Below are 24,423 nucleotides of genomic sequence, written 5' to 3'. Positions count from 1 at the left end.
GGCGGTATCACCAAGGCGCAGACAGGGAGAAAGACAGATGATTCGCCAATGGCTGAGGCTTGTAGCCGATTGCAGACCGCTGCCCCTGTGGGTTCATGGCGTCATGCTCGCAGGGGTGCTTTGCGGCTGGGGCGGCGCAGAGGCGCAAGCGGCCTCGTTGAACGGTTATGCCAGGGATTGCAACCTCAGCAGCAAGGCCGGTTCCCCCTGGAGGCTGGTCAACCCGTTGAACACCAATACCCCGGTGGGAACCGTGTTGTGGGAGCGTACGGTGACCTTGCATACCAGTTTCAACCTGGCGATCTCCGGGAAACCGCGGGAGCTGGTGACCGCCGGACATTGGAGCCCCGGTACGCCGCAGACCGATGACGCCGCGCCTACCGATGTCGCCGGCATTGGCCTGCGACTGGACGTAGCTCCGCAAGGGCGGGAGAGAATACGAGTGACCCAGGTCACTTCTCCCATTGTCCTGGAAAAAAATGATGACCTGATCTACGAGAGCGGTTTACCCGCTCAGACCATGGTCACCCAGATTATTCAATCGCTGATCCTGACCGTACCGCCGGATCAGTTGCCCACGGGCACTCTCAAAGTGACCCAGGTAACAGGCTCGTCCTACCTGCAGTTGTATGCGTACGACCTGGAAAAAAACGAATCAACCCTGGGATCCCAATTGGGCAAGCTCAGCCCGCCGCTGACCTACAGCTGCCGCAAGAGCCTGGTCATGGGCGGCCTGGACTTCAACATGGACATCGAGCTGCCCAAGACCTGTGTGGTGGAAGCCTACAAGGAGATCGGCGTGCGCCTGGGGCGCTTCTCCCTGGCGGACTTTCCCCAGGTCAATGCCACCTCGCCCGAGGTTCCCTTCAGCATCGGGTTGAGCCGCTGTTCGATGCAGGCCCGGCCTCGCATCAGCTTTATCGACAAGTCAGGGGGCTCTGCGGTCAAGGGCGTGCTGGGCCTGATCGATTCCACCACCCGCGGGTTCGGCATTGTCATGACCAATGGGCTGACCTCGGAGCGCATCGAGTACAGCGGCCAGAGCTACGAGATGCAGCGCATCGGCGATGGCGCAAGCATTCCCCTGCGAGCCAGCTACATCCGCATCGGCAATGACCAGGAGGTTCACGCCGGAGGGGCTGCCAACGGGGCTGCAGAGTTCACTTTTACCTTCCCATGATCGCGACCGCTCATTGAGCCGGGCCGTCCGTGGGCAAGTTCTACCCAACACCGTCGTCCAGTTTGAAGGCCTAGCGCGCACTTCAGCGGCAGTGCCGTGCTGCAAAGGTTTGCAGTACGTAGATAAATCGATATGGAGTTTTCATGAACAAGATCTATGCATTGGTATGGAACCAGGCCCAGGGCTGCTGGAACGTCACTCACGAAGGCGCCCGGCGTCGGCGTGCCGGCTCCGGCAAGGGCCTGGTGGTGGCAGTTGCCAGTCTGTTGGCATTGACCGGGTTGCCTTCGGCGTTTGCCTTGCCCACGGGAGGGGAGGTGGTGTCCGGCAGTGCCGATTTCCATACCCAGGGCCAGCACATGTCCATCAATCAGCAGACGGACAAGCTGGTCACTCAGTGGAAGGATTTCAACGTGCAGAACGGTCAGTCGGTGACCTTCAACCAGCCCACCAGCACTTCGATCGCCCTGAACCGGGTCGTGGGTGTCAATGGCAGCCAGATTCACGGGCAGATCAACGCCAATGGTCGGGTGTTCCTGATCAACCCCAACGGCGTGGTGTTCGGCCAGGGCGCTCAGGTGAATGTCGGTGGCCTGGTGGCTTCGACCCGGGATATCAGCGATGCCGATTTCAAGGCCGGCAACTACAAGTTCGCCGGCACCTCGGCAGCCGAGGTGGTCAACCAGGGCTCCATCACTGCCGCTGACGGCGGTGGCGTGGCGCTGCTCGGGGCCAGGGTGACCAACCAGGGCACCATCAAGGCGCAGAACGGCCGTGTGGCGTTGGCCGCAGGCGATGGCTTCACCGTCAGCTTCGATGACAACCAACTGCTGGACCTGCATGTCGACAGCGCAGCGCTTAACGCGCTGGTGCACAACACCGGCACCGGCCTGCTCAAGGCCGATGGCGGGCAGGTGCTGATGACCGCCAAGAGCGCGAGCTCCATGCTGCAGACGGTGGTCAACAACCAGGGCACCGTCGAAGCCAACACCCTGTCGCAGAAGGCCGGGCGCATTACCCTGGATGGCGGCGACGTGGGCGTGGTCAGCGTCGATGGCTCGCTGCGCGCCAGTGCGCTGGACGGCAAGGGCGATGGCGGGGTGATCGAAACCCGGGGCGCCAACACTCGGGTGCAACTGACGACCAAGGTCGACACCCAGGCCAGGGATGGCCAGACGGGCACCTGGAAGATCGCCAGCAACGAAGTCAAGGTGGGCTCCTTCCTCACCGCCAAGAGCAACACTGCCCATGCCGACACCTTGTCGCGCAACCTGGCAACCACTCATATCGAACTGGCCAGTGGCAAGGGCGACGTGGCGGTGGAAAACGGGCTCTTCTGGTTCAGTGGCAACCAGTTGACCCTCTCTTCGGCCAAGGACATCCGCCTGGATGACAGCCTGTTTGCCGGTGGCGCCAATGCCCGGGTGGAACTCAACGCCCAGGGGGACATCAAGCTCAATCGTCAGCTGACGCTGAGCGGCAGCAACAGCAGCCTCGGGCTGAACCATGGCGGCAACTTTGCGCTGGGCCAGAATGGCGGCGTCACCCTGTCCGGCAACGGCGCCCGCTTCGATGCCAACGGCGAAGCCTACAGCGTCATTCAAAACGCCACGCAGTTGCAGGCGATCGACCAGGATCTGGCGGGCCGCTACGTGCTGGGCAACTCCATCGACAGCAGTGCACGCCTGACCTCCATCGGTGGGCAGCAAACCTTCAGCGGCGTCTTCGAGGGCCTGGGTAACACCCTCAGCGGTTTGACGGTCAACAGCAACGGCACCGACGGCGGGCTGTTCGCCAGTTCGTCCGGCAGCATCGGCAACCTCAAGCTGGCCTCGATGACCATCAACGGCGCCACGTCCACCACCGGTAGCAGTGCCGTCGGTGGCCTGGTGGGGCGCAACAGCGGGAAAATCGCCAACGTCAGTGCCAGCAAACTGCGGGTGAATGCCAAGGGCCGGCAGGACAACCTGGTCGGCGGCCTGGTGGGCAGCAACGCCGGTGGCTCCATCGACGCGTCGTCGGTGGCCGGTGTGGTATTGGGCAATAGCTTTACCTCGGCGGCCGGTGGCCTGGTGGGCGAAAACCGTCAGGTGGCGGGCAGTGGCGGCACCGTGACCAACAGCAGCGCCGATGTCCGGCTCACCGCCAGCATCGCCAGCAACGCCGAGGGCGGTGTGGGCGGGTTGGTGGGCGTCAATCATCAAGGGCTGATTGCCGGTTCCTCCAGTTCTGGAACGGTTTCCAGTGGTGACAGCTACAGCTACAAGGGCACCAACCTGGGTGGCCTGGTGGGTTACAACCAGGGCGGCCGCATCGAGGGTTCCCAGTCTTCGACGGCGGTCTCGGGCAATGGCGCGAGCCATGCCGGCGGCCTGGTGGGGCGCAACGAGTCGGGCCGCATCAGTGACTCTGTCGCCAGCGGCGGGCTGCTGGGCAAGAACTTTGCCACGGCCGGTGGCCTGGTGGGCCTGAACCAGGACAGCACGTTGCACAACGTCACGGCCAGTGGTTCGGTCAATGGCGGCAGCAGCCTGCACATCGGTGGTCTGGTGGGGCAGAACATCGACGGCCACATCAGCCTTGCCGAGGCCTTCGGCCTGGTCCAGGGCGCGAGCAACAGCAACGTGGGCGGGCTGGTCGGCTACAACGTGGGCGGGCTGGTTGCCAACTCAACGGCCTGGGGCAACGTCGTGGGCAAGGACCAAAGCCATGTCGGCGGGCTCATCGGCTACAACGCCGGGGACCTGAAGTCGGTGGAAGCCCGTGGTGATGCCAGTGCTGGCGCCAAGAGCGCGGTGGGCGGCCTGGTGGGTACGCATGGCGTTCTCAAGGGTGACAGCCTTATCGACACCGCTTCGGCCAAGGGCAATGTCTCCGGGGGCAGTTACAGCGTGGTCGGTGGCCTGGTGGGGCAGAACAACGCGCGGATCGTCAACGCGCTTGCCAGTGGTGAGGTTTCAGGCAGCCGGGATGCACGGCTTGGCGGCTTGGCGGGGGTGGACCTGGGTGACATTCGCCAGTCCGCATCCTTCGGCAATATCCAGGTGATTGCGCCCAACTACGCAAGCCTGGGTTACGACCGCCCATTCAGTCAGGCGGCCGACTTCAACCAGGGGGTGATGGGCAACTGAATCGCCCCCGGCCGTCGATAGAGGCACTTGCCCACTTCGGATATGCCCTGGCAACCCAGGGCGTGTCCGGAATCGGCTGCCTGCTTCAGCATCGATGGAGTGTCCTGCCCTTGGGCACTTTCGATTGGCTGGCGTTTGGGCAACCTTGAAACCAACCCCTGCATCCATCGCGGATCAGGGGTTTTTTATGGCCTGCCTCAGACGCCCAGGCTTTCCAGGTCCCGTGCCAGCATCACCAGTTGGTGGGCCAGGGAGCTTTCGAGTTTTTCGCTGGACAGCTGGAAGCTCGGGGCGCCGCAGGTCAGGGCCATGATGCTGCCGTCGGCCAGGCGCAGTGGCACGCCGGCACCGTTGACGTTGCGGTCCCACTCGCCCAGCGACAGGCAGAAGCCGAACTCTTCGTATTCACGGAAGGAGTCTTCCAGGGATTTTTCCAGGGCAGGCCATTCATCACCGAGCTTTTTCGCCACTTCCCCCAACAGATGGTCACGCTCGATTTTCGGCGTGGCGGCCAGGTAGGCGCGCCCGGCGGCGCTGGTGGCCAGGGGCAGGCGCAGCCCGGGCTCCATGCGCAGGCTGGCGACTTCCGGCGGGCGGCTGCTGTCGACGTGGATCATCGACAGGCGATCGCGGCAAGTCAGGCTGACGGTGGTGTTGGTGCGGCGCGAGAACTCGTCCATGAACGGCTTGCCCAGCTGGCGCACCCGCAGGCTGGCGGAGTAGGCGTAGCCCAGGGCCAGTACCGCTGAATCCAGCTGGTACTTCTCCAGGTCCTGGTTGTACTTGAGGTAGCCCAGCTGCGTCAGGGTGTAGGTCAGGCGCGACACCGTGGGCTTGGGCAGGCCGGTGATGCGCGCGATGTCCTGGTTGCCGCGTACCGCGTGACCGTGGGTAAAGGCCCGCAGGACTTCCAGGCCTCGGGCCAGGGCTTCGACGAACTTACGGTCTTTGGGCGCTTGTTCCGGGGAGTCGTTCGGGTCTTGCATGGGGTCTTCCGGTAGGGGCTGGTGCCGGGCGCAATGCCGGTTGACCACGCAGCGGATTCGTGGAAACAAAGGAAAAATGTTATCCCGGAACCGCCGCAATTGAAATCTGCGATTCCCTGACGAAACCCGATTCCGTTCCTGACGCCATCACCGGCCAATCAAGGGCAAGCCACAACCTCAGTGGCTGCCGCGCGCAGGCGGCCGCGCTTGAACACCCCTTCGGCGCTGGCCAGCAGGCGGTCCTGGGCATCCAGCAGGTCGCAGCTGGCCATGAAGATCTTGGCCCCGCCGCCGCGCAGGCGAGCCACGGCCCGGACCTCGGTGGCCGGTGGGATCGCGGCCATGTAGTTGATGTTCAGGGACAGGGTCAGGGCCAGCCGCCACTGGGCGGGGTCGGCATGCCAGGTGCCGCTCATGCCCATGGCGGTGTCGGCCAGGGAGGCGATGACACCGCCGTGCAGATTGCCGGCCTGGTTGAGGTGATGAGGTTGGACGGTGACCGCGATAACGGTTTGCGCCTGCTGGTATTCCCGCAGGTTCAACCCGAGATGGGCCGCGAATCCGCTGAACAGGCCTTGCAGCATCGAAACTTCGGGTACGGCACTCATGGGCGATGGCTCTTGGGTCAGTCCCGGTCGGGTGTCCTGGAGGGCAGGTGTTTCCCGTGGCCAGGCAGCAGTGATTGTTCTGATTGTGTTTCGCAGGGCAAATGGCTCGTTGAAATGCAGGATGTCAGCGAATATTCTACCGGTCAATATGGAATGTTATTTCGCACAGCGGAATATAAGTGGTTGAAAATCACGCCCCGCATGGGGCAGGATCGACCCGGGGCGGTGGCCCATCAACGTGCGGCCTGGCTGGCCAGCCGGCACCGGATGACGCTGTCCATGGCTGTTCCCTCGATCATTCCCGGGCTTGAAGGAGTCTTCCATGTCCACCGCTCGTACCCAGCGCCCCCATCACCGTGTCTGGCCCAAGCGCCTGCCCCTGGCCTTGTCGGTGCCGGCCACCTCGCTCTGGTTCAACCTGGAGGTGGCGGCCCGGCGTTACCCGGACAAGGTCGCCTACCGGTTTTTCGGCCACACGCTGAGCTTTGCCCAGTTGCAGGCCGAGGCCCTGGCGCTGGCCGGCTGGTTGCAGGGCGAAGGGGTCGAGCCCGGTGACCGGGTGGCGCTGTACCTGCAGAACTGCCCGCAATTCATCATCGCCTGCTACGCCATCCTGCGGGCCAATGCGGTGCTGGTGCCGATCAACCCGATGAACAAGGTGCAAGAGCTGAGCTACCAGCTCGGCGATGCCCAGGCGCGGGTACTGATCTGCGCCGCGGACCTGGCGCCCATCGCCCAGGCGGCGAATGCCAGCCTCGAACCCGAGCAGCGACTGCACCGGGTCCTGGTGACCCGCTACAGCGATGCCATGCCGGCGCCGGCGGACATGCACCCGGCGGAGGTCGCCAGCGCCGAGATCGATGCCTGGCTGCGCAGCGAGCCACCGCTGCCCGAGGGCTACCAGCGCTGGAACCAGGCCCTGGCCCAGGCACGTTGCCCCGGCCCGCACACTGCCCAGGCTGATGACCTGGCGCTGCTGCAATACACCTCGGGCACCACCGGCCATCCCAAGGGCTGTATGCACACCCATCGCAGCCTGATGAGCAACGCGGTCAGCGGCAGCTGGACCCAATCCACCGTGGAGTCGGTGGGCCTTGGGGTCGTGCCGTTCTTCCACATCACCGGCCTGGTGTGCTTTGTCCTGCGGGCGGTGTTCGACGCCACCAGTACGGTGATCATGCCGCGCTGGGATCGGGAACTGGCCGGGCGGCTGATCTCGCGGTACCGGGTGACCCACTGGACCTGCATCCCGACCATGGTCATCGACCTGTTCGCCAGCCCCCATTACCAGGACTTCGAACTGTCGAGCCTGGTGCATATCAACGGTGGCGGGGCGGCGATGCCCGAGGCGGTGGCGCAGCGCCTGCGCCAGGAGTTCGGCCTGACTTTTCTCGAAGGCTACGGCCTCACCGAAACCGCCGCCGCCAGCCATGGCAACCCCCCTGAGCGGGCCAAGCTGCAATGCCTGGGCATGCCGTTCTTTGGCGTCGATTCACGGGTGGTGGACCCGCGCACCCTGGAGGAACTTGCACCCGGCGAGGTGGGGGAAATCATCACCTTTGGCCCGATGCTGTTCAAAGGCTACTGGCGCAACCCTGAAGCTACCGAGGCGGCGTTCATCGAGTTCGAGGGCAAGCGTTTCCTGCGCACCGGCGATCTGGGGCACATGGATGAGGAGGGCTATTTCTTTCTCACCGACCGCCTCAAGCGAATGATCAACAGCAGCGGCTTCAAGGTCTGGCCGGCGGAAGTGGAGGCGCTGCTGTTCAAGCACCCGGCGGTGCACGAAGCCTGTGTCATCGCCACCCGGGACGCCTACCGCGGGGAAAGCGTCAAGGCCCTGGTGGTGCTGCGCAGCGAGGCCCGGGGCCACACCGCCAGCGAAGAGATCATCGCCTGGGCGCGCGAGCACATGGCCGCCTACAAGGTGCCGCGGGTGCTGGAATTCGTCGACAGCCTGCCCAAGTCCGGCTCCGGCAAGGTGATGTGGCGCGTGCTCCAGGATCGCGAGGCGACCCATAGCTGAAGAGTGATTTCCCTGGCGGGCCAACCCGCGACTGCGTCGGAGACGACAATGACTACAACAACAATAACGGTCCAGGATCCCCACGCCTCACCCGAGCATGCCCGGCAGCTCGACACGCTGTACGCCAGGATCCGCTGGCGTCTGCTGCCGCTGTTGATGCTGTGCTACATGGTGGCCTTTCTGGACCGGGTGAACATCGGCTACGCCCAGTTGCAGATGAAGCAGACCCTGCCGTTCGGCGATGCGGTGTATGGCCTGGGGGCGGGGATCTTCTTCATCGGCTACTTCATCTTCGAAGTGCCCAGCAACCTGATGCTCAAGCGCAGCGGCGTGCGCAAGACCCTGTTGCGGATCATGTTCTGCTGGGGCCTGGTGGCCGCGGCGATGATGTTCGTCAGCACCTCGATGCAGTTCTACGTTCTGCGTTTTCTTTTGGGGGCCTTCGAGGCCGGGTTCTTCCCCGGAGTGATCCTGTATTTCACCTACTGGTTCCCGGCGCCGCGCCGGGGGCAGGTGATCGCCATCTTCATGACCGCCGCCGCGGTCGCCGGGCTGATTGCCGGGCCGGTCTCGTGCAGCATCCTCAAGTACCTGGACGGCGCGGTCGGCCTGCACGGCTGGCAATGGATGTTCATGATCCAGGGGCTGCCGGCCAGTGTCCTGGGGGTGGTGGCCTTTCTCTATCTGCAGGACAGCCCGGCCCGGGCCCGCTGGCTCAGCCCCGGGGAAAAGCGCCTGCTGGACGCCGACATGGCCCGGGATCTGGCGAACGCCCGGGACAAATCCCAGGACAGCCTGGCGCAGATGTTTCGCGACCCCAGGATCTACCTGCTGTCCACGGCCTATTTCATGTTCCTGGGCGCCACCTACATGCTGGTGTTCTGGATGCCGAGCCTGATCCAGGGCTGGGGCAGCAAGGACCTGTTGCAGGTCGGGCTGATCACCGCGATCCCCAATATCGTCGGGATCGTCGGCATGGTGCTGATCGGGCAGCACTCCGACAAGCACCGGGAGCGGCGCTGGCACTTCGTCGGCTGCATGGCCATCGCGGTGTTCGGCCTGGCGGTCACCACCTTGCTCAACGGCCACCTGCTGCTGTCGGTTACGGCCCTGGGTTTTGCCTACGTGGGGATCAAGGCCGGCACGCCGATCTTCTTCGCCCTGGTCAGCGAGTACCTGTCGGTGGCGGCCACCGCCGGGGGCATTGCCTTCATCAGCAGCCTGGGCAACCTCGGCCCGGCGGTCACACCCTGGCTCAACGGGGTGATCAACAGCCATACCGGCGGCCACGTGTCGAGCATGTACCTGGGGATTGTCATGTACCTGCTGGCGGGCGGGCTGGTACTGGTGACCGCGCGCATCGCCCGGGTGCCCAAGGTCGCTGCGGTCGTCGCCGAATCATGAACTACCCATTGGATTGCCCAGGAGCCCGAACATGAGCCTGCCGAAGATTCTCACCCAGCATTTGCGCCTGCCAGTGGTGGCCGCGCCGCTGTTCATCATTTCCACTCCCGAGCTGGTGATCGCCCAGTGCAAGGCCGGGATCGTCGGTTCCTTTCCGGCGTTGAACGCACGGCCGGCCGAGCGCCTGGGGGAGTGGATCGAGCAGATCACCCAGGCCCTGGCCGAGCACGACCGGCTGCACCCGCAGCGGCCCGCCGCGCCGTTTGCGGTGAACCAGATCGTCCACCGCTCCAATGACCGGCTGGAGCAGGACATGGCGGTCTGCGTGCAGCACAAGGTGCCGATCATCATCACCTCCCTGGGCGCGCGCCCCGAGATCAACCAGGCGGTGCACAGCTACGGCGGCATCGTGCTGCACGACGTGATCAACAACCGTTTTGCGCGCAAGGCCGTCGACAAGGGCGCCGACGGCCTGATTGCCGTGGCGGCCGGCGCCGGAGGGCATGCGGGTACCCAGTCGCCGTTTGCCCTGGTGCAGGAAATCCGCCAATGGTTCGATGGCCCGCTGCTGCTTTCCGGGGCCATTGCCTCGGGGCGTTCGATCCTCGCGGCCCAGGCCCTGGGGGCGGACCTGGCCTACATCGGCTCGGCCTTTATCGCCACCCAGGAGGCCAACGCGGTGGCGGGCTACAAGCAGATGATCAGCCAGTCGACGGCCGAGGATATCGTCTACACCAACCTGATCACCGGGGTGCACGGCAATTACCTGAAGGCCTCGCTGGTGGCCGCGGGGCTGGACCCCGATGACCTGCCCAGCAGCGATCCCTCGCAGATGAACTTCGGCGCAGACAGGCACAAGCCCAAGGCCTGGAAGGAGATCTGGGGCTGTGGCCAGGGGATTGGCGTGGTTGACGGCGTACCGAGCGCCGGAGACTTGGTGGCGCGCCTGGGCAGGGAGTATCAGCAGGCCTGCCAGGGGTTGCGCACCCGGTTGCTGTAACGCGCAAGTGGGAAGGGGAGGCTGCCGGCAATGGCCGGCAGCGTCGTTTTCGCGATCTACCAGATCTTGTGGATGAGGCTCAGGGCGTGGCCGCGGTAGGCCAGGCTCTCCATGACCTCCAGGTAGCGGTTGTCGACCTTGGCCACGCCCTTGCCTGGGTTCAGCAGGGGGGATTGAGCGCAGCGTCGGGCAGCGCGCTGCGCACCGGGCAAGGAAGGCGGCGACACCTGCTGCCCTTGCGACAGGCTCAGGTGGCCGCCCGGGCCGCGATTCATGGGGCCTATTGCTTGCCGAGGGCGATGTAGCGTTGCAGGTGGTGATCCTCGTCCCCCAACTGATGGTCGATCATCACCAGCCGCTTGGCGTAATGGGCCAGGGGCAGCTCCCAGGTCATGCCGATGCCGCCGTGCAGCTGGATGCATTCTTGCGCCACCAGGGTGCCGATGCGGCCGATGCTGACCTTGGCCGCTGACAGCGCGCGCTCGCGGTCCAGGCGATCGGCCTCCAGGGCCGAGGCGGCATTGATCACCGCCGAGCGCGCTTGTTCGATCTCCAGCAGCAGCACCGCCATGCGATGTTGCAGTGCCTGGAAACTGCCGATCGGGCGGCCGAACTGCTGGCGGGTGCGCAGGTAATCCAGGGTCGCCACTTTGGCCACTTCCATGGCGCCCAGGGCTTCGGCGCACAACGCCAGCACGCCGCGGCCAATGGCCCGCTCCAGGGTGGCATGGCCCTGGTGCAGGGTGCCCAGCAGGGCGGAGCCCGGCACAAGCAGCTGGTTCAGGCGCACCTGCGCCACGGGGCCGCCATCGAGGGTGGCGCTGCCGCGGATCTCCAGGCCCGGGGTGTCCCTGGGCACCAGGAACAGCGAAATGCCCTGGCTGTCGTCAATGGCTCCGGCGGTGCGGGCCGACACCACCAGCAACCCGGCCTGCTCGCCGTGCAGCACCAGGCTCTTGGTGCCATCCAGGCGCCAGCCGTCGGCCTGGGGTTCGGCGCGGCAGGCGACCCGGTTGAGTTCGTAGTGGCTGTCGGGTTCGTCATGGGCCAGGGCGGCGATCAGGCTGCCGTCGATGATCTGCGCCAGCTCGATCTTCTGCGTTTCGCTACCGGCGCTGGCGATGGCGTCCCCGGCCAGCACCGCGCTGCCCAGCAGCGGTTCCACCAGCAGCCCGCGGCCCACGGCCTCGAAGACCAGGGCCAGGTCGAAACCACCGCCGCCGTAGCCACCGTCGGCTTCGCTGAACAGGGCGCCGATCACCCCCATCTCTGCCAGCTGCTGCCAGATCCCGGAGTTGAAACCCTGGCCTGACTGCAGGCTCTGCTGGCGTTTTTCCAGGTTGTAGTGCTGGGCGATAAAGCGGTTCAAGCTGTCGCCGAGCATGCGCCGTTCTGCGCTGTGTTCGAAGTTCATGTGCGCACCCTCAGAGCCCGAGAATCATTTTCGAAATGATGTTTTTCTGGATTTCATTGGAGCCGCCGAAGATCGACAGCTTGCGATTGTTGAAGTACTGCGCCGCCGCGCTGCTGGCGAAGGCCGGGCCCAGGTCCATCGCCCCGGTGTCGCCTGCGTCCTGCATGACCCGGGCGGCGGGGCCCATGGCCCGGCGCAGCAGAGCGGTGAGCTCCTGGCGGATTTCCGTGCCGCAGATCTTCAGCATCGAGCTTTCCGCGCCGGGCGCGCCGCCACCGGCCACCGCTGCGATCACCCGCAGGTTGGTGGTCTTCATGTTCTCAAGGTCGATCTCGACCCGGGCCAGGCGTGCAGCGAACTGCGGGTCTTCCAGCAGTGGCCGGCCATTGCGGGTGCGCTGTGCTGCCACGCGCTTGAGGCGTTGCAGCGCGGCCATGGACAAGCCGACCCCGGCAATGTTGGTGCGCTCGTAGGTCAACAGGTACTTGGCACAGGTCCAGCCCTTGTTTTCCTCGCCCACCAGGTTGGCCACCGGCACCCGCACGTCGGTGAAAAACACCTCGTTGATCTCGTGGTCGCCTTCCAGGGTGATGATCGGACGCACCTCGACCCCGGGGCTGGCCATGTCGATCAGCAGGAAGCTGATGCCTTCCTGGGGCTTGGCCTCGCGGTCGGTGCGCACCAGGCAGAAAATCATGTTGGCGTGCTGGCCCAGGGTGGTCCAGGTCTTCTGGCCGTTGACCACATAGTGATCGCCGTCGCGCACGGCCGTGGTCTTGACCGCCGCCAGGTCCGAGCCGGCACCGGGTTCCGAATAGCCCTGGCACCACCAGTGGCGGCCGTCGAGGATGCGCGGCAGCCAGTAGTCCTGCTGCTGTGGGGTGCCGTACTTGATCAGCACCGGGCCCAGCATGTTGACCCCGAACGGCACGATGCGCGGCGCGTTGGCCAGGCCGCATTCGAGTTCGAAGATGAATTTCTCCACGGCGCTCCAGCCCGGCCCGCCAAAGGCCTCGGGCCAGTGGTTGGCCAGCCAGCCGCGGGTGTTGAGGGTCGAATGCCAATGGTCCATGTCGGCCTTGGACAGGCGTTCGCCATTGGCCACCTTGTCACTCAGTTCGCTGGGCAAGTGTTCGGCGAGGAAGGCCTGCACCTGATTGCGGAAGGCTTCTTCTTGGGGGGTGAAACTCAGGTCCATGTCGGCGTCCTCAATAGATTTCGAACAGCGCGGCGGCGCCCATGCCGCCGGCAATGCACATGCTGACCACGGCGTACTTGACCCCGCGGCGCCGACCTTCGAGCAGCACATGGCCGGCCAGGCGCGCACCGGTCATGCCGAACGGGTGGCCGAGGGCGATGGCCCCGCCGTTGACGTTCAGGCATTCATCGGCGATGCCCAGCCGCTGCTGGCAATAGAGCGCCTGGGAGGCGAAGGCTTCGTTGAGTTCCCAGAGGCCGATGTCGTCCACCTTGAGGCCGTGCCGGGCCAGCAGCCGGGGTACGGCGAACACCGGGCCGATGCCCATTTCGTCGGGTTCGCAACCGGCCACCGCCATGCCACGGAACACGCCCAGTGGTTGCAGGTTGGCGCGGGCCGCTTCTCGGGCCTCCATCAGTACGCAGGCCGAGGCGCCGTCGGACAGTTGCGAGGCGTTGCCGGCGCTGATGAAGCGCTGCGGGCCCAGCACCGGTTCCAGTTTGGCCAGGGCCTCGTAAGTGCTCCCCGGGCGGTTGCAGGTGTCGGCGTCCACCGTGACCTGGTGCTGGCTGACCTCGCCGCTCTGCTTGTCGGTCACGGCCATGGTGGTGGTGCAGGGAATGATTTCCTCGCGGTAGTGCCCGGCCCGTTGCGCCGCTTCGGTCTTGTGCTGGCTGCGCAGCGAGAAACGGTCCTGGGCCTCGCGGCTGATGCCGTAGCGCGCGGCGACGATGTCCGCGGTCTCGATCATCGGCAGGAACAGCTCCGGCTTGTGCTGCACAAGCCAGGGATCGAGGTCCGGGTCGTCGCTGCCGCGGCCGCGGATCTGCGAGATGCTTTCCACGCCACCGGCAATGATGGCGGGGGCGCCATCGACCACGATACGCCCGGCGGCCATGGCGATGGCCTGCAAGCCGGAGGCGCAGAAGCGGTTCACCGTGGTGCCGGCGATGCCGATGGGCAGGCCGGCGCGGACCACCGCCAGGCGCGCGACGTTGCGCCCGGTGGTGCCTTCGCCGTAGCCACAACCGAGGATGGCGTCCTCGATCAGCCCCGGGTCGATGCCGGCCCGTTCCACGGCGGCGCGTACCGCGAAAGCGGCGAGGGTCGGGCCGGGAGTGATGTTGAATTCGCCGCGGTGGGCCTTGGTCAGGGGCGTGCGTGCGGTGGATACGATGACGGCTTCGCGCATGGCGCGTGCTCCTTGAGTCAATGGCTGTGGTTGAGGCTGTCGAAGTTCTCGCCGCGCTCCACCAACTGCTCCAGCAGCGGCGAGGCTTTCCAGAACAGCGGGTCTTGTTCGGCGAATTCGCGGATGTCCGCCAGCACCTGGGGCAGGCCGTACTGGTCGGCGTACTTGAGCGGGCCACCGCGATAGCGCGGGAAGCCGTAGCCATGGATAAAGGTGATGTCCACATCCAGGGGGCGCAGGGCGATGCCTTCGTGCACCACGTTGGCGCCTTCGTTGATCATCGCCGCCATGTAGCGCCGCAGGATCTCCGGGTTGCCGAAGGTGCGGGGCGTGATGCCGGCCCGGGCCCGTTCGGCGTCGATGATGGCCAGGACTTCCGGGTCCTGGGTGGCGCTGCGCGGGCCCTGGGCATAGAGGTAGTAGCCACGGCCGGTCTTGTGTCCGAACCAGCCGCGCTCGCACAGGCGGTCGGCAATCTGCACGTAGCGCGCGTCGGGATTGCGGGTGGCGGCCTTGCGTTTGCGCGTCGCCCAGCCGATGTCGCCGCCGGCCAGGTCGGCCACCTGGAAGGGCCCCATGGGGAAGCCGAAGTCGCGCAGGGCCTGGTCGATCTGATAGGGCGAAGCGCCGTCCTCCATCATGTAGTCCGCCGCCTGGCGGTAGACCGCGAGGATCCGGTTGCCGATGAAACCATCGCAGACCCCGGCACGCACCGGCACTTTGCGCAGTTTCTTCGCCAGTTCGAAGGCCGTGGCCACCACGTCCGGTGCGACCTTGGCCGGGACCACGATCTCCAGCAGCTTCATGATGTTGGCGGGGGAGAAGAAGTGCAGCCCGATGACATCGGCAGGCCGCGAGACGCTGTCGGCGATGGCGTTGAGGTCCAGGTAGGAGGTGTTGCTGGCCAGTACCGCGCCAGGTTTGCACACCCGGTCCAGTTCCTTGAACACCGCCTGCTTGGCGGCCATGTCCTCGAACACCGCTTCGATCACCAGGTCGGCCCGGGCCAGGTCCTGGTAGTCCAGGCTGGCGCGGAAGCGGGCCAGGGTCGCGGCCTTGCCGGCGGCATCCAGGCGGCCTTTTTCGATCAGCCCGTCATAGACCTTCTCGACGTTGCCCCGGCCGCGGTCCAGGGCCTGCTGGTCGCGCTCGATCATGGTGACCTGCAGGCCGGCGTCGAGGGCCGAGACAGCGATGCCGGCGCCCATGGTGCCGCCGCCGACCACGGCCACCTGTTCGATGGGGCGAGGCTGGGCGATGCGGGTTTCCGGGGCCTTGAGCACTTCGCGCTCGGCGAAAAAGGCGTGTACCAGCCCGGCACGCTGCGGGCTGTCGAGGCATTCCTGGAACAGCCGGCGTTCTTCCTCCAGGCCTTGATCGAAGGGCCGGTCAAGGGCCGCCTCGACCGCACGAATGATGTTCTGCGGCGACAGCAGGCCCTTGGCCTTGTGCGTGAGCTGTTCGCGGGCGGCGTTGATCTGTTCGCGTTGCCGATGCTGATCGCCCAGGGCCCGGGCGTCCCGGGTGCGCCGCACGCCGGCATGGCTGTCCACCAGCTCGCGGGCATAGGCCAGGCCGGCAGCCAGGGTATCCTCACCCTCCGCCAGGCGGTCCACCACCCCCAGGTCGAGGGCCTCCCGGGCATTCAGGTGACGGCCGCTGAGCATCAGTTCCAGGGCCGCCCGGGCACCGATCAGGCGTGGCAGGCGCTGAGTGCCACCGGCCCCGGGCAGCAGGCCGAGCAGCACTTCCGGCAGGCCGAGGCGGGCGCTGCCCAGGGCCAGGCGGTAGTGGGCCGCCAGGGCCACTTCCAGGCCGCCTCCCAGTGCCACGCCCTGGATGGCCGCCACCACCGGTTTGGCGCTGTCCTCGATGCGCTTGACCACCGCTGGCAATGCCGGGGCCTGGGGCGTCTGGCCGAATTCGCGAATATCGGCGCCGCCACAGAAGTGGCGCCCGGCGCCGACCAGCAGGATGGCGGCCACCGTCGGATCGTCGGCGGCGCTGTCCAGGGCGGCCAGCAGCCCGCGCCTGACCTCCACGCCAAGGGCGTTCACCGGTGGGTTGTCGAGGGTAAGGACCAGAATGTTGCCGTGCAGGGCGGATGCCACAGAGGGCTGGGCGGTGTCGCGACTCATTGCAGCAGTCTCCCGAGGAAAGGGCAGCGTGAGGCCGATGGTTGCCCAGGGGCTCCGGGCGCTGAACGGAAATCAGGATTGGATTCCGCTGTTTGAATCGGCTGGTGAAAATAATCCTGTCATCAATAAATTAGTGGGTCAATACGGAATGATGTTTCGCAGTGCGGAATAAAAAGATTCTTTTTACTTGATTTAAGCCCTTGATTGCTTCAGAGACGTGAGGATGAATATTTGACATATTTGATTTGTGATCACATATTGCTGCCCACAAGAATCACAACACAGGTGTCACCCCCATGTCCGAAGGTCCTATCCCCCTGCCTACCTTGCGTCAGGTTTCTCGCGATACCTTGCAGGAACAGGTGTATCGACAGATTCGCGAAGCCTTGATGAGTGGCCGATTCCAGCCCGGCCAGAAACTGACCATTCGTGGCCTGGCCGAAGCCCTGGGTTCCAGCCCGATGCCGGTGCGCGAAGCCCTGCAGCGCTTGAGTGCGGAAAATGCCTTCGAGGTCACGGAAACCTCCCGCCTGCGGGTACGCATGATGACGGTGGAGCGCCTGCGGGAAATCCGTGATGCACGGGTGGCCCTGGAGGGGCTGCTGGCGGAAAAGGCCGTGCAGCATCTGCACAAGGCCGATATGCAGGAGATCGCCGATCTCTGCCGGCAGATGCAGAAGGCCGCCGACGAGGTGGATGTCTCCCGCTACCTGTGGACCAACTTCGCTTTCCACCGGCGCATCTATGCGGTGGCCCGGGCCGAACTGACCATGGCCGCCGTGGAGAACTTCTGGCTGCACATGGGCCCCTGCTTCGCCCTGGTGGCGCCGGACAAGGCCCACCTGCAACGTTCCATGGAAGCCCACAACCGAATCGTCGAGGCCCTGGTCGCCGGCGATGGCCCGGCGGCGCGAGCGGCGGTCACCGACGACATCATGCAGGCGGCGGATTCCCTGGGCCGCCTGCTGGCCAAGAGCGACGGTGCAGCTCAGCGCAAAGGAGGCCGGGCATGAGCATCCTTCAGCGTTTGCAGCCTTATCCGGGCTTGCGGGTGATGATTTCCGGTGGCGCGGCGGGCATCGGTGAAGTGCTGGCCGCTGCCTACCTTGAAGCCGGCGCCCAGGTGCATGTGTGCGATGTCAGTGAAGCGGCCCTGGCGGCCTTTCGCGATCGCTACCCCGAGGCCCTGGCAACCCGTACCGATGTCGCCGACCCGGCGCAGATCGAAGCCTTGTTCAAGCTTCAGGTGCAGCACTTCGGTGGCCTCGATGTGCTGGTCAACAACGCCGGCATTGCCGGGCCGACCGCGGGCATCGATGCCGTCAGCGATGCCGACTGGCAGCGCACCATCGATATCAACCTGACCGCGCAATACCGCTTCGCCCACCACGCGGTGCCCCTGCTCAAGGCCTCGGACAAGGCCCACCTGCTGCACATCGCCTCCGTGGCCGGGCGCCTGGGCTACGCCTGGCGCACGCCCTATGCCGCTACCAAATGGGCGATTGTCGGGTTGATGAAGTCTTTGGCGGCGGAGCTGGGTGCCAGCGATATCCGGGTCAACGCGCTGTTGCCGGGGATAGTCGAGGGGCCGCGGATGGAGGCGGTGATCCAGGCCCGGGCCGAACAGACCGGGGTACCGGTGGCGCAGATGCGCGAGCAGTACCTGGAGAAGATCTCCCTCAAGCGCATGGTCAGTGCCGAAGACGTGGCGGCCATGGCGCTGTTCCTCTGTTCGCCGGCGGCATGCAACGTCACTGGCCAGGCGATCAGCGTCGACGGCAACGTCGAATACCTCTAGCTCCCGCCGGCTGGCCGCGCCGGCGAGGACCGCCGGCGCTGAAACCTGTAGCGACACCCTGGGATTTTTTTCATCAAGAATAAAAGTCGGAGTACCGTCATGCCTGGAAAAACACCCGTCATCATCACTTGCGCCGTTACCGGTGCCATTCATACCCCGTCCATGTCGCCCCACCTGCCGGTCACGGCCGGGGAGATCGCCGCCGAGGCCATCGCCGCCGCGGAGGCCGGGGCGGCCATCGTCCACCTGCACGCCCGGGACCCGGAGGACGGCCGGCCGAGCCAGGACCCCGAGCTGTTCCGGCGCTTCCTGCCGCAGATCAAGGCCGCCTGCGACGTGGTGATCAACCTCACCACCGGCGGCGCGCCGACCATGGGTGTCGAGGAGCGCCTGCAACCGGTGCTGGAGTTCAAGCCGGAACTGGCCTCGCTGAACATGGGCTCGATGAACTTCGGCCTGTACGAAATGCTCAACCGCTTCACCGAGTTCAAGCACGACTGGGAGCGGCCGTACCTGGAGGAAAGCGACGACCGGATTTTCCGCAATACCTTCCGCGATATCGCCCATATCCTCAGTGCCTGTGCCGAGAACCGCACGCGCTTCGAGATCGAGTGCTACGACATCGGCCACCTCTACACCGCTGCGCATTTCCTGGAGCGCGGCCTGCTCAAGGCGCCGCTGTTCATCCAGTCGGTGTTCGGCCTGCGGGGCGGCATCGGCGGCCACCCCGAGGACCTGGCACACATGCGCCGCACCGCTGACCGGCTGTTCGGCGATGCCTATCACTGGTCGATCCTCGGCGCCGGGCGCAACCAGATTCCCCTGGCGACCATGGGCCTGGCCATGGGCAGCCATGCCCGGGTCGGCCTGGAGGACTCGCTGTGGGACGGCCCCGGCAAGCTGGCGGCGAGCAACGCCGACCAGGTACGACGCATCCGCAGCGTCATCGAGGCCCTGGGCGGCCGGGTGGCGACGGCGGACGAAGCCCGCACCCTGCTCGGGCTCAAGGGACGCGACCAGGTCGCGTTCTAAGCCCCGCAGGCCCGCTGCCGGCGCCTTCCGGGCGCTGGCGATCCCGCATAACAATTACAAAGGGATATGCCCATGAACACTGCAACCGCCGCGCCGCCCCGGGACCCGCAACAACTGACCCGGCTGATGTTCCTCAAGCTGATGCCGCTGCTGATCGCGGCCTATGTCCTGAGTTTTCTCGACCGCACCAATATCGCCCTGGCCAAGCATCAGCTGGATGTGGACCTGGGGATTTCCGCCGCGGCCTACGGGCTGGGGGCCGGACTGTTCTTCCTCACCTATGCGCTGTCCGAAGTGCCGAGCAACCTGATCATGCACAAGGTCGGCGCGCGCTTCTGGATCGCCCGGATCATGGTGACCTGGGGGCTGATCTCCGCTGCCATGGCTTTCGTCCAGGGCGAGACCTCCTTCTATGTGCTGCGCCTGCTGCTGGGGATCGCCGAGGCCGGGCTGTTTCCCGGGGTCATGCTGTACCTGACCTACTGGTTCGACCGCCAGCAGCGGGCCCGGGCCACCGGCTATTTCCTGCTGGGGGTGTGCCTGGCCAATATCATTGGCGGCCCGCTGGGCGCGGCGCTGATGAAGATGGACGGCCTTTTGGGCTGGCACGGCTGGCAGTGGATGTTCCTGCTCGAAGGCCTGCCGGCGGTGTTCTTCGCCTGGGTGGTATGGCGGCGCCTGCCGGACCGCCCGAGCCGTGCTCCCTGGCTGAGCGCCGAGGAAGCGGCGGCCATCGAACAGCGCCTGGCCCGGGAAGCCGACGAGGGCGCGGGGCAGGGCGGGCACTCGTTCCGGCAATGCTTCACGCCACAGATCCTGCTGGCGATCTTTGTCTACTTCTGCCATCAGATCACCATCTACACCGTGATCTTTTTCCTCCCCAGCATCATCGGCAAGTACGGCAACCTGAGCATCATGAGCGTTGGCCTTTTGACCTCGCTGCCCTGGATCGCCGCAGCCGTCGGGGCTATCGCCTTGCCCCGGCTGGCCAACAGCCCGCAACGCTCGCGGCGCCTGCTGGTCTGTGGCTTGCTGGTGATGGCGGCGGGGCTGTCGATCGCGGCGTTTTCCGGGCCGGTGTTCAGCCTGCTGGGGTTCTGCGTGGCGGCGCTGATGTTCTTCGTGGTGCAGTCGATCATCTTCCTGTACCCGGCTTCACGGCTCAAAGGCGCGGCGTTGGCGGGTGGCCTGGGCTTCGTCAATTCCTGCGGGCTGCTGGGCGGTTTTGTCGGCCCTTCGGTGATGGGCGCGATCGAGATGAGCACCGGCAATGCCATGAATGGCCTCAAGGTGATTGCCCTGGTGCTGCTGGTGGCGGCATTGGCGGCACTGCGTTTGCGCCAGGGCCAGGAGGACCGCTGTGAGCAAAGGGCGAGTGGGCTGGCGAGAAACTCCGCCTGAGGTCTGCCCGGGGTTGGCGTCGCTTGGCAGATCTTGCCTGGACGCCAGCCCTCCGGCCTTTCTACACTGCTTCCCGTCTGGGGACCGGGGGCAACATCAATGAATCGCAATGAACTGCGCAAGGCCGATATCAACCTGATGGTGGTGTTCGAGGCGCTGATGCTCGAGCGCAATGTCACCCGGGTGGCGGAGAAGCTGTTCCTCGGCCAGCCCACCATCAGTTCCGCGCTCAACCGCCTGCGGGCGATGTTCAACGACCCGCTGTTCATTCGCGTCGGCCATCGCATGGAGCCCACGGCTCGTGCCGAGCAGATCATCCAGCACCTGTCGCCGGCCCTGGACGCACTGTCCTCGGCCCTGAGCCTGACCCACGATTTCGATCCCGCCAGCAGCACCATGACCTTTCGCATCGGCCTGTCCGACGACGTCGAGTTCGGCCTGCTGCCCCCCCTGCTGCGGGCCCTGCGCCAGGAAGCGCCGCAAGTGGTGGTCGTGGTGCAGCACGTGGACTACTGGCGGATTCCCGACCTGCTGGCGTCCGGCGATATCACCGTGGGCATCAGCCAGACCCGCGGCCTGCCGGCCAACGCCAAGCGCAAGCTGCTGCGGCATATCCAGCCCAGCGTGCTGCGGGCCGATGCCAGCGACACACCGCTGACCCTCGATGAGTACTGCGCGCGGCCCCATGTGCTGGTGTCCCACACCGCCAATGTCGCCGGCTTCGCCGATGAGTGGCTGGCGGAGATCGGCCGCACCCGCCAGGTCGTGTTGTCGGTGCCCCAGTACAGCTCGCTGCCGGCCCTGCTCGCCGGCACCAAGCTGATCGCCAGCCTGCCCGACTATGCCGCCGCCGCCATGGCCGCCTCGGGGCAGCTGTACTGCGAGCCGTTTCCGTTCAAGACCCCGACCCTGGACCTGTCCATGGTCTGGCTCAGCCATGTGGACACCGACCCCGCCGAACGCTGGCTGCGCTCGCGGCTGGAAGCCTTCATGAGCGAGCGGGCGCCCCTCGCGAGCTAATCGCGCCTGGTAGCCGCTGCCGCAGGCTGCGATGGACCGCGCAGCGGGCCCCAAACCTGCCCATGCGGTATGCCTGGCGGATCGGGTGGGCGGCCTTGCCAGTCCTGCGGACCGGGTCGCAGTCTGCGGCAGAGGCTACAGAGGCTACAGAGGCTACAGAGGCTACAGAGGCTACAGCGGCTACAGAGGCTACAGCGGCTACGGCGGCGCAGTGAACGGAGGCCGCCAGCTTGGCATAGGCACAGGCGGCTGCTTTGCTGTGTGGATCGTCTGTTGAAACATTGATCGGTGGAGTTTGCCCATGAGTCGTTCCCGTTCCCTGTTGCGTGGGCGTGGCAGCCACGACAGCGGCAAGGTTGGCATGGTCGAGCTGTTCTTCGACCTGGTGTTCGTGTTTGCCGTGACCCAACTGTCCCACTCCCTGCTGGCTCATCTGTCCCTGGGCGGAGCGCTGCAGGTGGCGTTGCTGATGGTGGCGGTGTGGTGGGTGTGGATCTTCACCTCGTGGATCACCAACTGGCTGGACCCGGAAGCCCTGCCGATCCGCCTCGGCCTGTTCGTGCTGATGGTGGCCGGGTTGCTGCTGTCCTCGTCGATTCCCCAGGCCTTCGGCGAGCGTGGGCTGCTGTTCGCCGGCGCCTATGTGTTCATGCAGGTGGGGCGCACCGCCTATTCGCTGTGGGCAGTGCGCGGCGAGCCGCTGAACATGACCCGCAACTTCCAGCGGATCCTCTTGTGGCTGATGTTCTCGGGCGTTTTCTGGATCACCGGTGGCCTGCTCGAAGGCCCGCAGCGCCTGGCGTGCTGGGGGCTGGCCCTGGCCATCGAGGTGCTGTCGCCGTCGCTGTATTTCTGGGTGCCGGGGCTCGGCCGCTCGACCCTGGAAGACTGGAATGTCGAAGGCAACCACATGGCCGAGCGCTGCGCTCTGTTCGTGATCATCGCCCTGGGTGAATCCCTGCTGGTCACCGGCGCCACCTTCGCCGAGCTGGCCACCAGTGCCGAAGGGGTACTGGCTTTCGTGGTGGCGGTGCTGGGCAGCATTGCCATGTGGTGGGTGTATTTCGACAGCGGCGCCGAGCGTGCCCACCACCGCATCGCCCACTCCAGCGACCCGGGGCGCCAGGCGCGTATTGCCTACACCTACCTGCATGTGCTGATCGTCGCCGGGATCATCGTCAGTGCGGTGGCCGACGAACTGGTGCTGGTGCACCCGCAGCATGCCAGCCAGGCCGCGGTGCTGGTGATCGTCGGCGGGCCCTGGCTGTTCCTGCTCGGTTGCGCGCTGTTCAAGTGGGTGATGAACGAGCGGCCGTTGCCGCCGCTGTCGCACCTGGCCGGGCTCGCGGCCTTGCTGCTGTTGTTGCCCGCGGCCTGGAACCAGTGGTTTTCCGCCCTGGCGCTGGGCAGCCTGACCACCCTGGTGATGCTGCTGGTGGCGGCCTGGGAAACCCTGGCCCTGCGGGAAAGGGCGGCGTCCAGGCAATGAGGCTAACGGCTACTGCGGCGGCGTGGGGCGGGTTGTGTAGTATGGAGCGCCTTTTTACCCCTGACTGACCGGGAGCTTTGCCATGCCGCACCTGCATATGGAATACACCGCCAACCTGCCGCAACTGGACGTCGACAAGGCGCTGCTGCGACTCAATCATGGGCTGGTGGCGTCCGGGCAGTTCTCCGACGAGTTCGACATCAAGAGCCGTGCAGTCAAGGTCGAAGCGTTCCGGGTCGGCACCGGGATTGGCGAGCGCGGCTTTGTCCACGTCAAGCTGGCCTTGCTCAGCGGCCGCTCGCCAGAGGTCAAGAAGCAGTTGTCCGAGAGCCTGCTGGCGGTGTTGCAGGATCTGGCGCCATGGCCGGCGGATGTCCAGGTGCAACTGTGCGTGGAGATCGTCGATATCGACCGCGCGTCCTACAGCAAGGCCGCCGTCGGCCGCTGAGGATCAGGCCAGCCCCTGCTCGGCGCAGACCTTGACTATCTGTTCACGGAACCAGGTCTGCGCGCTGTCCTGATCGGTGTGCTGGCTCCACTGCATGTCCAGGCTGAATCCCGGCAGGCCGCTGGGGGCCTCGCAATGGTTGAACACTGCCTCGTTGGCCAGCAGTGCCTGGATGCGCCGGGGCAGGGTGAGGAGGAAGTCGGTGCCGGTGATCATCTTCAGCGCTGCGCTGTAGCTGTTGGAGCGGGCGACGATCTGCCGCTTGTGGGCCTGGCGCGCCAGCCAGCCGTCCACCATGTTGCTGTCCGACGTCCAGGGCGTGGGAAACACGTGCCGCCGCTCGATGAACGACTGCAGGCTGAAGCGCGGTTCCCTGGGCGGGGTCGCACGCTTGTCGAAGACACACACCAGGTCGTCCTCCAGCAGCATCTGCGACTTGAAGTCGGCGTGGCGGCGATGGAAGTCGGGCCCGAAACAGATCACCAGGTCGACGCTGCCATCGCGCAGGTCCTCGGCGGGAATATCACTTTCCAGCTTCTGCACGTTGACCGTCACCGGCAGGTCGGCGTAGTCGAAGCCCTTGAGCAGGCGCGGCAGGATCAACAGCTCGAAGTATTCCGGGGCACAGAGATTGAAGGTCACGGCCTGGCGGGTCGGGTCGAAGGCCGGCACACCGCTGTGGCACAGGTTGATGCTCTCCAGGATCCTCAGCACGTGGTTGTACATGCTGGTGGCCTTGTAGGTCGGGCGCATGCCGGTGCGGGTGTTGATGAACAGTTCGTCCTCGAAGCCGTTGCGCAGTTTCTTCAGGCAGTAGCTGACGGTCGACTGGCTGACGCAGAGGGTTTCCGAAACCCCGGTGACACTGCTTTGCTCGTACACCGCGATAAAGACCATGAGGTCCTGCATGTCGAGTTTTCTGAGCACATTGCTGATGAGCATCCGTTCCATCCCGCTG

Annotated in this window: 20 protein-coding genes; 12 read left to right on the top strand and 8 right to left on the bottom strand. The window is 65.6% G+C overall.

The window, feature by feature from the left end; translation table 11 throughout:
- Positions 1–37: 37 nt before the first annotated feature.
- Complete coding sequence (locus M2395_RS13905) at positions 38–1,180, top strand: fimbrial protein (RefSeq protein ID WP_227454107.1); 1,143 nt, start codon at positions 38–40, stop codon at positions 1,178–1,180.
- A 143-nt stretch (positions 1,181–1,323) separates the two neighbouring features.
- Complete coding sequence (locus tag M2395_RS13900; protein WP_053149572.1) at positions 1,324–4,311, top strand: GLUG motif-containing protein; 2,988 nt, start codon at positions 1,324–1,326, stop codon at positions 4,309–4,311.
- Between the two features lie 197 nt (positions 4,312–4,508).
- Here the strand turns inward: M2395_RS13900 and M2395_RS13895 are convergent, their stop codons facing one another.
- The gene (locus M2395_RS13895) at positions 4,509–5,297 is read right to left on the bottom strand and encodes an IclR family transcriptional regulator (RefSeq protein ID WP_015634531.1); all 789 of its coding nucleotides are present in this window, start codon (positions 5,295–5,297) and stop codon (positions 4,509–4,511) included.
- 158 nt (positions 5,298–5,455) lie between these two features.
- Positions 5,456–5,905: a PaaI family thioesterase gene (locus tag M2395_RS13890; RefSeq protein WP_015634532.1), complete on the bottom strand. Its 450-nt coding sequence runs from the start codon at positions 5,903–5,905 to the stop codon at positions 5,456–5,458.
- A gap of 322 nt (positions 5,906–6,227) precedes the next feature.
- On the opposite strand from M2395_RS13890, the gene M2395_RS13885 reads away from it, so the two are divergent.
- The 3 genes from M2395_RS13885 to M2395_RS13875 are packed head-to-tail and all read left to right on the top strand — an operon-like array spanning position 6,228 to position 10,335.
- On the top strand, positions 6,228–7,931 hold the full coding sequence (locus M2395_RS13885; RefSeq protein ID WP_077933537.1) for a long-chain fatty acid--CoA ligase: 1,704 nt from the start codon (positions 6,228–6,230) through the stop codon (positions 7,929–7,931).
- A 48-nt stretch (positions 7,932–7,979) separates the two neighbouring features.
- On the top strand, positions 7,980–9,335 hold the full coding sequence (locus M2395_RS13880; RefSeq protein ID WP_123430213.1) for an MFS transporter: 1,356 nt from the start codon (positions 7,980–7,982) through the stop codon (positions 9,333–9,335).
- 31 nt (positions 9,336–9,366) lie between these two features.
- Positions 9,367–10,335 (top strand): nitronate monooxygenase family protein, encoded by a 969-nt coding sequence (locus M2395_RS13875; protein ID WP_123430214.1) that lies wholly within the window; start codon positions 9,367–9,369, stop codon positions 10,333–10,335.
- Positions 10,336–10,391: 56 nt separating this feature from the next.
- Here M2395_RS13875 and M2395_RS13870 read toward each other — a convergent pair whose 3' ends face one another.
- Genes M2395_RS13870 through M2395_RS13850 form a run of 5 tightly spaced genes read right to left on the bottom strand, consistent with a single transcriptional unit; the run spans position 10,392 to position 16,277 of the window.
- Positions 10,392–10,610 carry a hypothetical protein gene (locus tag M2395_RS13870; RefSeq protein ID WP_053149576.1) on the bottom strand — a complete coding sequence of 73 codons (219 nt, stop codon included), beginning with the start codon at positions 10,608–10,610 and terminating at the stop codon, positions 10,392–10,394.
- Between the two features lie 5 nt (positions 10,611–10,615).
- Positions 10,616–11,749 (bottom strand): acyl-CoA dehydrogenase family protein, encoded by a 1,134-nt coding sequence (locus M2395_RS13865; protein ID WP_047284350.1) that lies wholly within the window; start codon positions 11,747–11,749, stop codon positions 10,616–10,618.
- A 10-nt stretch (positions 11,750–11,759) separates the two neighbouring features.
- Positions 11,760–12,947: an acyl-CoA dehydrogenase family protein gene (locus M2395_RS13860; protein WP_123430215.1), complete on the bottom strand. Its 1,188-nt coding sequence runs from the start codon at positions 12,945–12,947 to the stop codon at positions 11,760–11,762.
- A 10-nt stretch (positions 12,948–12,957) separates the two neighbouring features.
- Positions 12,958–14,139, bottom strand: coding sequence for an acetyl-CoA C-acyltransferase (locus tag M2395_RS13855; RefSeq protein WP_015634539.1), 1,182 nt, complete (start codon positions 14,137–14,139; stop codon positions 12,958–12,960).
- Positions 14,140–14,156: 17 nt separating this feature from the next.
- Complete coding sequence (locus M2395_RS13850; protein WP_123430216.1) at positions 14,157–16,277, bottom strand: 3-hydroxyacyl-CoA dehydrogenase NAD-binding domain-containing protein; 2,121 nt, start codon at positions 16,275–16,277, stop codon at positions 14,157–14,159.
- 296 nt (positions 16,278–16,573) lie between these two features.
- On the opposite strand from M2395_RS13850, the gene M2395_RS13845 reads away from it, so the two are divergent.
- The 7 genes from M2395_RS13845 (at position 16,574) to M2395_RS13815 (ending at position 23,465) form a co-directional block, all read left to right on the top strand.
- Positions 16,574–17,290: a GntR family transcriptional regulator gene (locus tag M2395_RS13845; protein WP_011059818.1), complete on the top strand. Its 717-nt coding sequence runs from the start codon at positions 16,574–16,576 to the stop codon at positions 17,288–17,290.
- The gene (locus M2395_RS13840) at positions 17,287–18,075 is read left to right on the top strand and encodes an SDR family oxidoreductase (RefSeq protein ID WP_011059819.1); all 789 of its coding nucleotides are present in this window, start codon (positions 17,287–17,289) and stop codon (positions 18,073–18,075) included. The genes M2395_RS13845 and M2395_RS13840 overlap by 4 nt, the downstream gene beginning before the upstream one ends.
- 99 nt (positions 18,076–18,174) lie before the next feature.
- Positions 18,175–19,107 (top strand): 3-keto-5-aminohexanoate cleavage protein, encoded by a 933-nt coding sequence (locus M2395_RS13835; protein ID WP_011059820.1) that lies wholly within the window; start codon positions 18,175–18,177, stop codon positions 19,105–19,107.
- 72 nt (positions 19,108–19,179) lie between these two features.
- A complete protein-coding gene (locus M2395_RS13830) occupies positions 19,180–20,508 on the top strand; it encodes an MFS transporter (RefSeq protein ID WP_015634541.1) in 1,329 nt (442 codons plus the stop codon).
- A 99-nt stretch (positions 20,509–20,607) separates the two neighbouring features.
- Positions 20,608–21,528, top strand: coding sequence for a LysR substrate-binding domain-containing protein (locus tag M2395_RS13825; RefSeq protein WP_011059822.1), 921 nt, complete (start codon positions 20,608–20,610; stop codon positions 21,526–21,528).
- A 301-nt stretch (positions 21,529–21,829) separates the two neighbouring features.
- Positions 21,830–23,017 (top strand): low temperature requirement protein A, encoded by a 1,188-nt coding sequence (locus tag M2395_RS13820; RefSeq protein ID WP_015634542.1) that lies wholly within the window; start codon positions 21,830–21,832, stop codon positions 23,015–23,017.
- A gap of 82 nt (positions 23,018–23,099) precedes the next feature.
- Entirely contained in the window at positions 23,100–23,465 is a 366-nt protein-coding gene (locus tag M2395_RS13815; protein ID WP_011059824.1) for a 5-carboxymethyl-2-hydroxymuconate Delta-isomerase, read from the top strand.
- A 3-nt stretch (positions 23,466–23,468) separates the two neighbouring features.
- On the opposite strand, the gene M2395_RS13810 is transcribed toward M2395_RS13815, so the two are convergent.
- The gene (locus tag M2395_RS13810) at positions 23,469–24,407 is read right to left on the bottom strand and encodes a LysR family transcriptional regulator (RefSeq protein WP_041752006.1); all 939 of its coding nucleotides are present in this window, start codon (positions 24,405–24,407) and stop codon (positions 23,469–23,471) included.
- Between the last annotated feature and the right edge of the window lie 16 nt (positions 24,408–24,423).

Origin of the sequence: Pseudomonas sp. BIGb0176 (assembly GCF_024810175.1) — a bacterium.
Classification (GTDB): Bacteria; Pseudomonadota; Gammaproteobacteria; order Pseudomonadales; family Pseudomonadaceae; genus Aquipseudomonas; species Aquipseudomonas protegens.
This window is presented reverse-complemented; position numbering and strand designations above follow the sequence as displayed.